At 60.0% G+C, this 14,059-nt stretch carries 12 protein-coding genes and 1 tRNA gene; 7 read left to right on the top strand and 6 right to left on the bottom strand.

Translation table 11 applies throughout. The features are described from left to right. Nucleotides 1-349 precede the first annotated feature (349 nt). Nucleotides 350-2,323, bottom strand: coding sequence for an aconitate hydratase (locus E5K03_RS01890; protein WP_138004682.1), 1,974 nt, complete (start codon nt 2,321-2,323; stop codon nt 350-352). Nucleotides 2,324-2,591: 268 nt separating this feature from the next. On the opposite strand from E5K03_RS01890, the gene E5K03_RS01885 reads away from it, so the two are divergent. Beyond that, nucleotides 2,592-3,095, top strand: coding sequence for a deoxyuridine 5'-triphosphate nucleotidohydrolase (locus E5K03_RS01885; RefSeq protein WP_394343953.1), 504 nt, complete (start codon nt 2,592-2,594; stop codon nt 3,093-3,095). A 435-nt stretch (nt 3,096-3,530) separates the two neighbouring features. Here E5K03_RS01885 and E5K03_RS01880 read toward each other — a convergent pair. Further along, nucleotides 3,531-3,604 (bottom strand) — tRNA-Lys (locus E5K03_RS01880). A 103-nt stretch (nt 3,605-3,707) separates the two neighbouring features. Between E5K03_RS01880 and E5K03_RS01875 the strand changes: the two genes are divergently transcribed. Continuing rightward, nucleotides 3,708-5,519, top strand: coding sequence for a formate/nitrite transporter family protein (locus E5K03_RS01875; protein WP_138004680.1), 1,812 nt, complete (start codon nt 3,708-3,710; stop codon nt 5,517-5,519). On the opposite strand, the gene E5K03_RS01870 is transcribed toward E5K03_RS01875, so the two are convergent. The 4 genes from E5K03_RS01870 to E5K03_RS01855 all read right to left on the bottom strand — a co-directional run bounded on the left by E5K03_RS01870 (nt 5,520) and on the right by E5K03_RS01855 (nt 9,449). Beyond that, nucleotides 5,520-7,034: a TrkH family potassium uptake protein gene (locus tag E5K03_RS01870; RefSeq protein ID WP_138004679.1), complete on the bottom strand. Its 1,515-nt coding sequence runs from the start codon at nt 7,032-7,034 to the stop codon at nt 5,520-5,522. A 1-nt stretch (nt 7,035) separates the two neighbouring features. Continuing rightward, nucleotides 7,036-8,373, bottom strand: coding sequence for a Trk system potassium transporter TrkA (gene trkA / locus E5K03_RS01865; RefSeq protein WP_138004678.1), 1,338 nt, complete (start codon nt 8,371-8,373; stop codon nt 7,036-7,038). 67 nt (nt 8,374-8,440) lie between these two features. Continuing rightward, the gene (locus E5K03_RS01860; RefSeq protein WP_138004677.1) at nt 8,441-9,103 is read right to left on the bottom strand and encodes a DUF7119 family protein; all 663 of its coding nucleotides are present in this window, start codon (nt 9,101-9,103) and stop codon (nt 8,441-8,443) included. 139 nt (nt 9,104-9,242) lie between these two features. Continuing rightward, on the bottom strand, nt 9,243-9,449 hold the full coding sequence (locus tag E5K03_RS01855) for a hypothetical protein (protein ID WP_138004676.1): 207 nt from the start codon (nt 9,447-9,449) through the stop codon (nt 9,243-9,245). 316 nt (nt 9,450-9,765) lie between these two features. Between E5K03_RS01855 and E5K03_RS01850 the strand changes: the two genes are divergently transcribed. The 5 genes from E5K03_RS01850 (at nt 9,766) to E5K03_RS01830 (ending at nt 13,826) form a co-directional block, all read left to right on the top strand. Next, entirely contained in the window at nt 9,766-10,086 is a 321-nt protein-coding gene (locus tag E5K03_RS01850) for a hypothetical protein (RefSeq protein ID WP_138004675.1), read from the top strand. A gap of 87 nt (nt 10,087-10,173) precedes the next feature. Further along, nucleotides 10,174-11,982, top strand: coding sequence for a nitrite/sulfite reductase (locus E5K03_RS01845; RefSeq protein WP_138004674.1), 1,809 nt, complete (start codon nt 10,174-10,176; stop codon nt 11,980-11,982). Between the two features lie 72 nt (nt 11,983-12,054). Further along, nucleotides 12,055-12,924: a universal stress protein gene (locus tag E5K03_RS01840; RefSeq protein WP_138004673.1), complete on the top strand. Its 870-nt coding sequence runs from the start codon at nt 12,055-12,057 to the stop codon at nt 12,922-12,924. Between the two features lie 77 nt (nt 12,925-13,001). Next, nucleotides 13,002-13,295 carry a DUF6360 family protein gene (locus E5K03_RS01835; RefSeq protein WP_138004672.1) on the top strand — a complete coding sequence of 98 codons (294 nt, stop codon included), beginning with the start codon at nt 13,002-13,004 and terminating at the stop codon, nt 13,293-13,295. A 60-nt stretch (nt 13,296-13,355) separates the two neighbouring features. Next, nucleotides 13,356-13,826, top strand: a complete 471-nt coding sequence (locus E5K03_RS01830) for a redoxin domain-containing protein (protein WP_138004671.1) — start codon at nt 13,356-13,358, stop codon at nt 13,824-13,826. Nucleotides 13,827-14,059 lie beyond the last annotated feature (233 nt).

Below are 14,059 nucleotides of genomic sequence, written 5' to 3'. Positions count from 1 at the left end.
AAGGCGAGAGCCAAGCGCGAGAGGAATTAAAGACTGTTGCCCCGACTCCAGGGTAGACACGGACGCCACGGGTCACCCGACCCGTGGTACTTCACTCATCCATGTTATTGGCTCTCCACAAAAATATAGTTGTCGTGAGTATGTGAGTGAACGACTTCTCATCCAGAATTCCAACCATTCGATTGGAAATCAGTGTCGCAGGTTCACTGAGTGGATAGCCTATCGAGAAATAGACAGAGCAAAGCTCGTAGTACTGAACACACCCTCTGTATCTTGCACGTAGTTTATATCCGTTTCTGAGGATTTCAACAGAGTCAAAAATACGTATTCGATCGCTCTGCGATTCCGATCAGTCGTCCGCGGGCGCGGCGCCGCTCGAGGAGTCGTACTGTGCTTTCGTCCACGAGAGCTTGCCACCTGCTGCGAGAATGTCGCGCTCGCGATCGGAGGCATCCAGCCTCGCGGTGAACTCCCAGTCGTCGTTGACGCGCACGGTGAACTCCTCTGCACCGTTGCGGACGCCCTCGCCGACATCGTCGAGAATCTCGATCTCGTCGCCCTGATCGATCTGATCGTACGTTTCTTCGTCGATCGTCAGCGGAACGAGCCCGAAGTTGAACAGGTTCGCCTTGTGGATCCGGGCAAACGACTGTGCGAAGACGCCCTCGATTCCGAGGTACATTGGACACAGCGCCGCGTGCTCACGTGAGGAGCCCTGTCCGTAGTTCTCCCCAGCGACGAGGAAGCCGCCGTCGGCGGCCTTCGCGCGATCGGCGAAGGTGTCGTCAACGCGGCTCAGCGTGAACTCCGAGAGCTTCTCGATGTTCGAGCGGAACTTCAGGATGTCTGCGGTTGCCGGAATGATGTGGTCGGTGGTGATGTTGTCGTCCATCTTCAACAGCGCCTCACCGCCCAAATCCGACTCGAGTTCGTCCTTCAACGGCACGTCACCGATGTTTGGACCTTTGATGAGCTCGTCATCGATCGCGTTTTCGGGCGTAATGAGATCGGCTTTCGAGCCGTCGTACTTTTCAGGAAGTTCGAGCCCGGGTGCCTCGAGATCGCCGAGCTCCTCGGCGAGATCCCGCGGATCGACGATTTCGCCGGCAAGTGCGGCGGCGGCGGCGACCTCCGGGGAACTGAGATAGACGTTGTCGTCTTCGATGCCCGATCGGCCCTCGAAGTTCCGGTTGAACGTCCGCACCGAGACCGAATCGGAGGCGGGCACGTGTCCGATACCGATACACGCACCACACGTCGCTTCTGAGAAGTTGACCCCGGCGGCCATCATCTCCGCAACCCAGCCCTGTCGGGCCAGCATTTCGGAGGCCTGTTTCGAGCCGGGTGCGACGATCATCTCGGTGTGTTTGGCGATCTCACGTCCCTCGACCAGCTTTGCGGCTGGGAGGACGTCCTCGTAGGCGCCGTTCGTACAGGAGCCAACGATGACCTGCTCGACGCGCTCGCCGGCGACCTCGCTGACGGGCACGACCTTGTCGGGCATGCTCGGACACGCGATGAGCGGTTCGAGCTCCGAGAGATCGATGACAATCTCGTCGGCGTACTCGGCGTCGTCATCGGGTTGCAGCGGCACGTACACATCCTCACGTCCCACGCGTTCGAGGTAATCGCGGGTCTGCTCGTCGCTCGGGAAAATAGAGGAAGTCGCGCCGAGTTCGGTACCCATGTTGGTGATGGTCATCCGCTCGGGTGCGGTGAGTGTCTCGACACCCGGACCGGTGTACTCGAAGATCTTGCCGACGCCACCCTTTACCGAGAGCCGTCGAAGCATCTCGAGGATGACGTCCTTTGCGGTCGCCCACGCTTCGAGTTCGCCTTCCAAGCGGACGTTGACGACTTCGGGCATCTCGACGTAGTATGGGCCTCCGCCCATTGCCACCGAAATGTCGAGCCCGCCTGCGCCGATCGCGAGCTGGCCGAGGCCGCCGGGGGTCGGCGTGTGGCTGTCGGAGCCGAGCAGCGTCTTCCCGGGGGCGGCGAAGTTCTCGCGGTGGACGTTGTGACAAATACCGTTGCCAGGCCGCGAGAAGTGTGCGCCGTAGGTGCCCGCAGCCGATCGGAGGAAGCGGTGATCGTCGGTGTTCTTGAAGTCGAACTGGTAGGTCTGGTGGTCACAGTACTGTGCCGCCAGTTCTGTCTGGACCTCGTCGAGTTCAAGCGCTTCGAACTGGAGCCAGACGAGGGTTCCAGTTGTATCTTGCGTGAGCGTCTGATCGATCTCGATGCCGATCTCCTCACCAGGGGTGAGTTCTCCCTCGATGAGATGATCGGAGAGAATTTTTTCCGTTATCGTTTGTCCCATAACATTCGTTGGTCGATCCTCACCGAATATAAATCCCGCGTGTTCGCTACCGGAAGACCATGTAGAATTCGGCAAAAATACGCCAGAGCGTCGCTACAAGCGTATAATGGCACATAGGACATATGCAGAATATGAGGATCAAAACAGTTACTTACATACGCAATTCACCGAAAGAATTTAATCTACCTCTGTATTACTTCTAAGGCAATCTATTATCGTGTGAATCCAGCTGTCAACCGAGAGAGTCGCGATCGGCGCTCACTCGTCGATCGACACCGTTTTCAGCTATTCGACGATTCCAATGGGTATGTTCAGAGCCGGTTCGTTCGTCGCCGCACAGCTCGATTCGATCGCTGCCGCCCAGCGCCAGCCGAATGGCGTCGACCTGACTGTTGAGGCGATCTACACCCAGGAGACGCCGGGACGGATCGAGACGGGGGGCAAGACGATCGGCGATCGATCCCCAGTTCAGACCGAGGAGGGAACGTTTCGACTCGAACCGGGCGGCTACGTCGCCCAATACGCCGAAACGGTACGGATTCCAGACGAGCACATCGGGTTTGTGTATCCGCGATCGACGCTCATGCGTAACTCCTGTATGCTCCACACGGCGGTATGGGACGCCGGGTACGAGGGTAAAGGCGAGGGGCTGCTCGAAGTGCACCATCCGATCGAGATCGAACAGGGCGCACGGATCGCCCAGTTGGTCCTCGCGGCGGCCGATCACGACGGCACCTACGAGGGATCGTACCAGGGCGAACGGGTCGATTGAACCGTGACGGGCGAACAGTGGTGGTGTTCGATCGGAGGCCGTGTTCGTTCGGAGGCCGTGTTCGATCGATCGCTTCGACGATCGGGAGGAATCTTCGATCGGTGGTAGTGTGCGATCGGTGGTCTGCGATCGGTGGTGGTCTGCGATCGGCGGTGGTCTGCGATCGGTGGTGGTCTGCGATCGGCGGTGGTCTGCGATCGGTGGTCGTGTGCGATCGGGTGGGGCGAGGACAATTCGGGCTGGGAGGGAGTTGAACCGATCCGAGACTCGCACGGCTCGTCTCGTAGGATTCAACTCCCTCTGTAGCCGTTTCACTCCTCGCGTTGCTCGGAGTAGAAACGGGCTGGGAGGGAGTTGAACCACGGTCGCTCGCACCGCTCTCTGGTTCAACTCCCTCCATAGCCGCTTCGCTCTCCACGTTGTTCCGAGCAGAAGCGGGCTGGGAGGGAGTTGAACCCCCGACCGTCTGGTTAAAAGCCAGACGCTCTCCCTAACTGAGCTACCAGCCCTCACGTGGAGTTGCTCTCGTTGCGGTATAAACGTTTAGATGTCGGGTCAATCGCCTGCGGATATCCCTACAGTTTAGTCACCTGACCGTGTCAGCACCGATCAATGGACGATCCCGACGTACGAGACCCCGAAGAGACGTTACGGGAGTCGGTCGAACGATCTCGAAGCGGTGCTCCCGCTGCTGGTGCGGTCGTTCGCGATCGGTTCTCCTCCAACGAGGTGTTCCAGCGGATCATCGCCGCCGCCGACGAGGAGATCACCTCCGGCAGCCGCGAGCTGTTCTTTAGCGGCCTCGCCGCCGGCTTCGCGATCACGATCACCTTCCTGTTGTACGCGTCGATGTACGCTTCGACGGATAATCCGGTATTACAGGTGATATTGTATCCGCTCGGATTTATGTACATCATCATCGGCGGCTACCAGTTGTACACCGAGAACACGCTCCCGCCAGTCGCGCTCACTCTCGAGCGACTCGCCAGTGTCCCGGCACTCCTTCGCAACTGGTCTGTCGTACTGGCTGGCAATTTTGCTGGCGGAGCGATCGGCGCCTTTGCGCTCGCGTTCACCGGCATTTTTGGGGACGCAACCGCGGCTGTTGCGATCGATCTCGCAGAAAAAGGCGTGTTTGAAACGAGCCGACTCGACCTATTTTTCAAAGCGATGATGGCCGGACTGATCGTCGCCGGCGTCGTCTGGGTCGAGTACGCCGCCCGCGACACGATCTCGCGGGTCGTCATGGTGTATCTTGCGTTTCTGGCGATCCCGCTCGGAAACCTCTTTCACGTCGTTGTCTCGTTCACCGAGATGATGTACCTGCTGTTCCTCGGCCGTGTCGGGCTCATCGTCGGCATGACTGATTTTGTCATCCCAGTGCTTTTGGGCAACACGATCGGTGGTGTCGTCCTCGTGACGATCGTCAACTACTTCCAGACGACCGAAAACCGCCTCGAATCCGCCCGCTTCGAGGGAGCGGCCAGACAGCTGACCCGCAAAGAGTGGCTCTTTGGGAAGTTTGTCGGCCGATCGTACGTCCCTGTGATCGACACTGGTCACGGCTCGACGCACGACGCGGGTGTCGAGGAGATCGTCGTGCCGATCTCGAACCCCCGGACCGACTCGCGGATCGTCGAGTTTGCGTGTACACTCGCGAAACAGAAAGAGGCCGCAGAGGTACACCTTGTCCACGTCGTTCACACGCCCGCGAAGATGGACTTTCAGTACGGCCGACAAAACCAGCGGATTATCTCCGCGTCCGAACGCCACCTCAAGAAGTTGCGCGAAACAGTCAACGCGTACGATCTGGACTGCCAGACGTCGACAGTCGTCTCACACGATCCGTTCACCCAGATCTTCATCTCCGCGAAGCGACTCGACGCCGACCTCGTCGTCATGGGATGGGACTCGGATCTGCCGTGGGCGGAAGGCCGGCCACAGCGATCGTTCGACGAGCTGACGAGCGAGCTACCCTGTGATTTCCTCGTCCTCAAAGAGCGAAACCTCGACGCCTCGCGAGTGTTGTTGCCGACCGCCGGCGGCCCAGATTCAGACCTCAGCGCTGAGGTTGCCCGGGCGCTCCGATCGGCGATCGGATCCGAGATTACCCTGCTCCACGTCGTCAGCTCGCCGGATGAGTACGACGAAGGTAAGGAATTCCTGAAAAAGTGGGCCAAAAGGCGTGATCTCGAAGACGCCGAAATCGTGATTGAGGACTCCGGGGATGTCGAGGCGGCGATCGCTCAGCACGCAAAGAGCCACGGCCTCATGCTGATCGGCGCAACTGAGCGGGGAATGCTCTCGCGGCTGGTGACAAACTCGCTGCACCTCGACGTGATCAACGACGTTGACAGCTCTGTTGTCCTCGCAGAGCGGCCTGCCGGGCGGGGGATCGCTCAGCGGCTTTTCGGTCTGCAGTAACTAAGACGTCCAGAACGATCGGGTGAACAACACCAACACGGGGATAATCTCGATACGCCCGATCCACATGAGGACGATCATTACCACCTTTGTGCTCATCGGAAACCCGTCGTAGGTTCCGTACGGTCCGGCTTCCCCAAACGCGGGGCCGATATTCAGAAACGTTGAGGCGGCCGCACCCATGGCGTCGAACACACCGATCGGTGCACCGACTCGCTCGTTGTTTGCGACAATAAATACCGTGAGGACCACGAAAATGACGATACTCAAAAGCAGATAGCTGTAGATATCGCGAATTGTGTTCTCGTCGACCGGACGTCCGGAGATCCGGATCGGGCGAATTGCCTCGGGATGAATGCTCGTGAACAGGAGCCGGCGGAACGACTTCAGCGCGACGAGCCACCGCAGCGACTTGATCGAACAGGTCGTCGAACCGACCATCCCGCCGATGAACATCAGCAAAAAGAGCACGTATGTTGCCCCGGGCGACCACAACGCGAAATCAGCACTCGCGTACCCTGTCGTCGTCAGGATCGACGCGGCGTTGAACGCAGCATGGCGAACGGTTTCTTCTAGGCCGTAGTTGATCTCCGCGTCGAACGCCAAGAGCATCGAAATGAGGGCGCTTGCGAGGACGAACACCCCGATGTAGAAGTGAAACTCCTGATTCTTCAAGAGTCGACCGGGCTCGCCGTTGATGAACAAGTACAACAACACGAAACTCGTCGAACCGACGAGCATGAACGGAATCGCTGCCCACTGAACGATCGGCGCGAACGCACCCATGCTCTCTGCCTCCGGGGAGAATCCAGCGGTCGCAACCGACGTAAACGCGTGGGCGATCGCGTTATACAGATCCATGTTCGGCGCGAGCCCCGAGACACCAAGTCCGTAGTAGACGACGACCGCGAGCGCCGTAATGCCGACGTACAGGCCCCAGATCAGCTGTGCGGTCTCCGAAATTTTCGGGGTGAGTTTGTTGACGTCTTTGGTCTGGGTCTCGGTTTCCATGAGCTGTGCACCACCAACCCCAAGCTCAGACAGCACGGCCGTCGCGAGGATCAAGATTCCGAGCCCGCCGAGCCACTGGATAACCTGTCGCCACATCAACACCGATCGGCTGTGGGCGGCGAAGTCGCCGTCGCCAAACACGGTTGCGCCCGTCGTGGTCAATCCGCTCATCGCCTCGAACATCGCGTTGACCGGGTGGGCTGTCGTTCCGACCCCGACGACGAGAAACGGGATCGCACCAATGACTGCGACCAGGAGCCAGATCAGCGCGACCGCAAAGAACGCCTCTCTCGGCCCGAGGTTTTCGTCTGGATCTGAGAGGTAGCGAAACGCACTCCCGATTGTGAGAGTCACCGCAATCGTTGCCACGAACGGAACAACCGATTCGCCGTAGTACACCGCGATCGCGAGCGGGAACGCGAGCGGGACCGCGAGATACACGAGCACCTGTCCAGCTAAATCGAGGCTCGCCCGCCACCCGACCCGAACGGGCGAGAACGCCATCTTAGGCCATCCCAGTGAGTTCGTTGACGTAACTCGTCTCCACGAAAATAATCACGTGGTCACCGGGCTGTAACACAGTGTCTCCGCGCGGCGTGACGAACGATCGGTTCCGGGTGATCGCACCAATAACAAGCTCAGCGTCAAGTGAGGGGACGAGTTCGGCGATCGGGACGCCGACGAGCTCGCTGTTGGCGCTCAGTTCGAGTTCGACAACTTCTGCGGCATCGTTTTCGAGCACTGCGAGGTTCTCAGCGACCGTCTCGTAGGTGTACTTGATTATTTCTTCAGCCGTGACCTGCCGGGGGTTGATCACGACATCGATACCGACCTCCTCGAACAGCGTGACGTAGTCACCGCTGTCGACGATCGAGAGGACGCGATCCGCACCGACCCGCTTTGCGAGCACCGACGCCAGGAGGTTCTTTTCGTCTGAATCGAGCGCCGAGACGACGACGTCGGCTTTGTCGACGTGCTCTCGCGAGAGAAACCCCGTGTCGGTCGCGTCGTGTTGCATGACGGTCGTCTTCGGGAGCTGTTCGGCCAGCCAGCGGGCGCGATCGGCGTCGCGTTCGATCAGTCGTGGTTTGAATCCCCGCTGTTCGAGGAGGCGAGCGACCTGATAGCCGATCGCACTCCCACCGACGATCACAATCTCGTCGGCCGCGCCAGGGGTTGTCCCGGGGTTGATGTCAGTCGCAAACGCCTGAACACTTTCTGGGCTGCCGATGACAACCGCCCGATCGTTCGGATTGATGACCGTCTGGCCGGTCGGCAGTATCATGTCGCCGTTGCGGAACAGTCCAGCGAACGTGAGCGAATCGAACCGATCGGCTTCCGCGACAGTCTGGCCAGCGACGGGGCTCTCCGGATGAATTTTGAACTCGGCCATCTGGACGAGTCCGCCGGCGAAGGGGTCGACGTCGATCGCCGCCGGCAGCCCGATTACCCGGACGACTGTCTCGGCGCTCAACAGGTCCGTACAGACAACAAAATCCGCACCGAAGGCCGTCTCCGTTCGCTCCCACGTGCGGAGATACTCGACAGATCTCGTTCGAGCGATGGTAAATACGTCAGAGAGCGTCTTTGCGGTCCCACAGGCAACGAGGTTCGTCTGATCGTCGTCGGTACTCGCGATGAAGAGATCCGCCTTGGCCACGTTTGCCGATTCGAGTGTCGAGAGTGCGGTCCCGTCACCGGCGATGGTGAGTACGTCGATTTCGTACTGCAGCGAGTCGACTCGATCGGCGTCGATGTCGATCACGACCACGTTGTGGTCGGCGGCGAGATTCTCGGCGATGGTCGTCCCGACCTCTCCGGCACCGACGATGACCACGTGCATACCCTGCACGTGTTCTGCGGCGTACAAATTGGTTGCTATCGATGCTGGCGTCTGGATCGTCCAATCGCTACTCTTCTGCGTCGAAATACGCTGTGAGTGCCGCATCGACGATCGCGTCGGGCGACTCGTTGGCCATCGACGCCCGTCGCCGGAGTTCGATGTACGTATCGAATGAGAGCTGAATCGAGAGCTGGCCAGGGGTGACGCCATACGAGCGAAGTGCGCGCTGTGGATCGACGCTGTCGTTGATTTCGCTGGCGATCGAGCGGACGTCGCGGACTGTCAGATTGCCGTCAATTACCGCCCACGCAAGGGCGTAGCGCGCCTCACCGGGCACACGAGCGATGTGTTTCGCTGCGGTTGGAGCGATGTGTCCGCGAGCGACGTGCCGGCGGACCGCCTGCGGGAGATCGTGGACGCGTGCCCACTTACGAATAAAAGAGACTGAGACGTTGCCGCCTGCGCGTTCGGCGGCTGCCTTGTACGAGCCAACGCCGCGAACGAGTGCCGCACACGCGGCCGCTCCACGCAACATCAAAACGTTATCGTCGGCACCGACGGTGTTATCAGCGAACTGTCGAACCGTCTCTGCGGCCTCGGCAACACTTTCGGGGTCATCAGGATCGAATCCGATCGCCTCGCGGGCCCGCTCGCCCGTGACGGCTGGATCCGCGCGGACGACTGGCTCACCGACGGGCGATCGGCGGTTACCTGTGAACTCATCGGCCATTACACACGGATTCGTTCCCGTAAATAAAATACCTCCGTAGGTTGATCGACGGCGAAACTGATCGCACACCCCATCCGCGGCGGAACTGACCGTCCGTCCCATGCTCCGCGGAACTGATCGCACACCGAATCAGCCGCAGTCACTCCTCGCGCTGCTCGGAGAGGTACTCCCAGATTTCGGTGCAGCCGACGCCGTCAGTGAGTCCTGTAAGATGACTATCTGCGGTGTCATCTTCTGGTTCGTCCGCCGGGTTTTCACCGTCCGCTGGGACCTCGCTGTCTGGGTCAGCCTCGGTGGCGGCCGTCTCGGGGGTGCCGCCGTCTGGACGGTGTTTCTGGCTATGCATCCGGTTCCTCCCGGTGGCTGTGTTCACGATCGGTCTCGTACAGCTCTGGGGCGACGTCTGCGGAGGCGTGTTGTCTAACGGAGATCCCAGTTTGAGTCATCATCACTACACAGACACGGACACTATATAACGTCGCCTTCGCCTGTAACACGTACCGTTGCTTCGATATACCAGAAATTTATGCCGATATTTCGGTCGCAGCGTGCGGACAGAATCACCATATTGAAGCCCCATAACGACTGTACGGTCGTCATCAACTGGGTCATCGGTTGCAGCAGACGATCGATACAGGTGTGACCGCCGCGACTAGCCCGATATGAGTGTCGCAGTTCGGATCCTCGACGACGGGGCGTGGCTGTCGGTGAACGACGAACGGCGAGTGAGCGTAAGCGAACTCTGGCGGCTCACTGCCCCGGATTTTTGCCCCTGCGAGCAACCCGACTTTCTCACACAGGGCTTTTTGTCAGCGCGTGCGGCCGGACAGACAATTGCGATCGAAACCTACGGTGAGTGCATCTGTTGTGGAACCGACGGCATCGTCGGTCACGTTCCCGTCGGGAAGGTCATCGACGGCGTATTCCACGGCTACGACCGCGAACGAGCCGTTTTGACGCCGATCGATCGCTCTGCAGAATAAATCGGCAATATAGTCTGGTTCCCGGAAGCACCGGGGATGGTTGACGCGGCAGTCGGCGGTTTATCCGATGAGCCTGAAAGGGTATCCATGCCAACAGATGTGGAGCGGTGGAAATCTGAGGTCTACGGGAACGAGATCCGTGAGCACCTCTATCAGTTCGCGGAGAATGGGTGGGAGTCGCTCCCCGACGACGAGCGCGACGCGTGGTTCGAGCGCTTCAAATGGTGGGGGCTGTACCACCAGCGCAACGGTCAGGAGAGCTACTTCATGATGCGGATCGGGACGCCCAACGGCGTACTCAAGCCCGGCCAGACCGAGGCTGTCGCCGAGATTGCAAAGGAGTACGCGACCGGCCCAGTCGAAAACCCTGAGTTCGGCGACGCCTACGTCGACTGGACGACGAGACAGTCGATCCAACTGCACTGGATCCGCCTCGAAGACATTCCGGCGATCTTCGAAAAACTCGAAGACATTCCGGCGATCTTCGAAAAACTCGAAGACAACGGGCTCTCAACTCAGCAGGCATGTGGGGACTCTTGGCGAAACATCGTTGGCTGTCCGGTCGCTGGCAAGGACCGCCACGAACACGTCGACGCCTGGCCCGTCGCTGAGGGACTCCACGAGACCTACAAGGGCAACGAGGAACACACGAACCTCCCGCGGAAGTGGAAGGTGTCCGTGACCGGCTGCCGCGAGGGCTGTGGGCAGGGCGATATCAACGACCTGGCGTTCGAACCCGCCTACAAAGAGATCGACGGCGAGACCGTCGACGGCTTCAACATCCGCGTCGGTGGCGGACTCGCCAGAAACGAACCGCGGTTCGCCCGCAACATCGACGTGTTCGTGACGCCCGAGCAGGCGATCGAGGTCGGCGGCGCGATCTCGGCGCTGTTTCGCGATCACGGCGACAGAGAGAACCGCTACAGCGCCCGGATCAAGTTCCTCATGGACGAGTGGGGCCCCGAGAAGTTCCGCGAGGTGCTCCAAGACGAGTACGTCGACTGGGAGCTCGAAACCGCGGGAACCGATTTCCGCGAGGAGTACACCTACAACGCCGGTGGCGGACAGGGCGGCCACAACGATCACGTCGGCGTTCACGAACAAAACGACGGCAACTACTACGTCGGGCTGAACGTGCTCGTCGGCCGAATGGGCGCGGACGACACCACGGAACTCGCCCGGCTCGCTGACGAGTACGGCTCCGGAGAGGTCCGAGTCACCCAGCGACAGAACGTCATCATCACTGACGTGCCTGAGGAGGACCTCGACGCGCTGTTAGCCGAGGATCTACTCGAACACTACTCGCCTGATCCGCACCCGTTCATGCGCGGCTCGATCGCCTGTACGGGCACCGAGTTCTGCTCGCTGTCGATCGTCGAGACAAAAAACCGCCAGGTTCGGTTTGCCCGCTGGCTCAAACAGCATGTCGAACTGCCAGATGGAGTCGAGGAGTTCCACATCCATCTCTCGGGGTGTACGGCCTCATGTGCGCAGCCACAGATCGCTGACGTCTCCCTGCGCGGGATGAAGACGCGCAAAAACGGTGAGGCTGTCGAGGCACTCGACATTGGCCTCGGCGGCGGGCTTGGCGAGGAACCACAGTTCGCGGCGTGGGTCGGCCAGCGTGTCCCGGTAGACGAGGTTCCCGGCGCGATCAAGAACCTGCTGGCGTCCTTCGATGACCAACGCGAAGGCGAGGAGACTTTCCGAGAATTCATCGCCCGCCAAGATGAGGAGGCTCTCGAAGCGCTCATCGAACCCCAGGAAACGAGCTACGAGGACCCATACATGCACAACACGAAGCTAACGTGGTATCCGTACGCCGAGGACGATTCCATGGACGCCAGCCCAGCGCCCGCGACGGCCGACGGGACGCCGATTGCGAGCAACGACTGATCGGCCACGGCGCAGTCGCGAGAGTCCAGTTTGTCCCGTAGGCTCTTTGGCCGGTGGGTTGTAGCCTTCCGCATGTACGACGACATTCTGCTCCCGATCGACCGAAGCGAGGAGATCGACGCCGTCGTCGATCACGCGATTTCGATCGCCGATCGCATGGACGCGACCCTCCACGTTCTCTTTGTCGCTGACACAACCCGAGACAGTGTTACCACTGTTCGTGGGGAGTTCGTTGACGCGCTCGTCCGGAAAGGCGAGTCTATCGTCGAGACAGTTGGCGAACGCGTCGACGCGGCGAATGTCTCACACACGAGGGTCGTGATTCAGGGCAATCCAGCTCAGACGATCGTCGAGTACGCAGACAAACACGGCTGTGATCTTCTCGTCGTCCCGACTCGCGGTCGTGAGGGTGTCTCGCGGTATGTGCTTGGCAGTGTTGCTGAAAAGCTTGTCCGCCTGTCTCCGGTTCCCGTGTTGACAACCCGACTGCGCGCAGACGAACGGCTCACGTTCCCATACGAGCGAATACTCGTTGCGACCGATGGCAGCGCCGCGGCCGATCGGGCGGTCGAACACGCAGTCGATCTGGCTGATGCGACAGAGGCAGCGTTGTACGTCCTGTCGATCGTTGAGGACAGTTCGCTCGGTGACGAAAGCGAATCGTCGGTCTCTGTCGCCGAAAGCGAGTCGCGAGCCCAGCAGGCCGTCGACGGGGCGATCGAAGCCGCCGCAACCGCCGGCGTCGAGGCGTTCGAACGGATCGAGCACGGCGATCCGGTTGCGGAGATTCGACGCCACGTCGACGAAGACGCGATCGATCTGGTTGTCCTCGGAACCACCGGCCGCCACGGGATTGAACAGATCCTCCTCGGCAGCGTTGCCCAACGCACCGTCCGGACAGCTCCAGTTCCTGTTGTGACGGTTTCCGCGGACAGTTCGTGATCGCACTTCGCGTGTGACTGCGATCCATTTCGCATGCGATCGACATCCATTTCGGACGTGAGGGCCACAAAACGGGTATGCCGGACCGGCTCATCCGCGTGAACGCGTACACGACCTTCGATTTGCTCGACGCCGAGGCGATCGCCCACGACTTCGAGGAGGAGGCGCTGGCGGTGTTGAACGTCACTGCGCCGCGAAAAAATCCCGATCACGTAACACTCGAATTGGAACTGGACAACACCCAACTGGAGCACCTGCCGGCGCACGCCGATCGGGTCCGGCTCTCAGCCGAGCAAGCCCGCACGCTCGCCGGTGAGCTGGAAAAATACGCCGATCGGGTCGACGTGGCAACTGAGTCGGACAGCGAATAGCGAGGGCTGTCGGGCTGTTCGGCAACGGGTTTATTCGCCCGACGACCATATCCTATACCGATGGTATCAACCGGAGATTCTGCACCCACGTTTACCGGAAAAGTCGGCACGAAAGACCACGAATCGTTCGATCTTGAAAACCATCTCGGTGATGGTCCGGTCGTCCTCGCGTTCTTCCCCGGCGCGTTTACTCCGCCGTGTACGAACGAGATGATCGCCTTCCAGGATTACCTCGACTCGTTCGACGAGGCGGGAGCGACAGTACTGGGCGTCAGTGCCGACTCGCCGTTCTCACAGGGGGAGTTCCGCGAGAAACACGGCATCGAGTTCGATCTTATTAGTGACATGGCTGGCGAGGCGATCGACGCCTACGACGTGGCGCTCGACATCCCAGAACTCGGCCTGCACGGATCCGCAAATCGTGCGGTGTTCGTCATCGACGAGGACGGGACGGTGACGTACACGTGGATCGCCGACGATCCGACCAACGAACCGGACTATGAGACCGTGTTAGATGCGATCGGTGCCTGAGCTGACGGACGCACCCGATCTATCAGAGGTGATATTTTTGTCGCTTCATTTTTATAAACCGCTCTGAAATTATTTTGTATGCAACACTCGGTGGCTGGTGTCACTCCGTTTGTGGCGACCACTCGTGGTGGCTCGCCAGCCACACGAGAGTCCGATCGCAGCAGCGCGGACGAAGTTCTCACACAACCCCCCAACCCCGGACCCCTGAGACTATATATATTGACCGTGTGGTC

The sequence above is a fragment of the Halalkalirubrum salinum genome, from assembly GCF_005543295.1.
In the GTDB taxonomy this organism is placed as follows: domain Archaea; phylum Halobacteriota; class Halobacteria; order Halobacteriales; family Haloferacaceae; genus Halalkalirubrum; species Halalkalirubrum salinum.
This window is presented reverse-complemented; position numbering and strand designations above follow the sequence as displayed.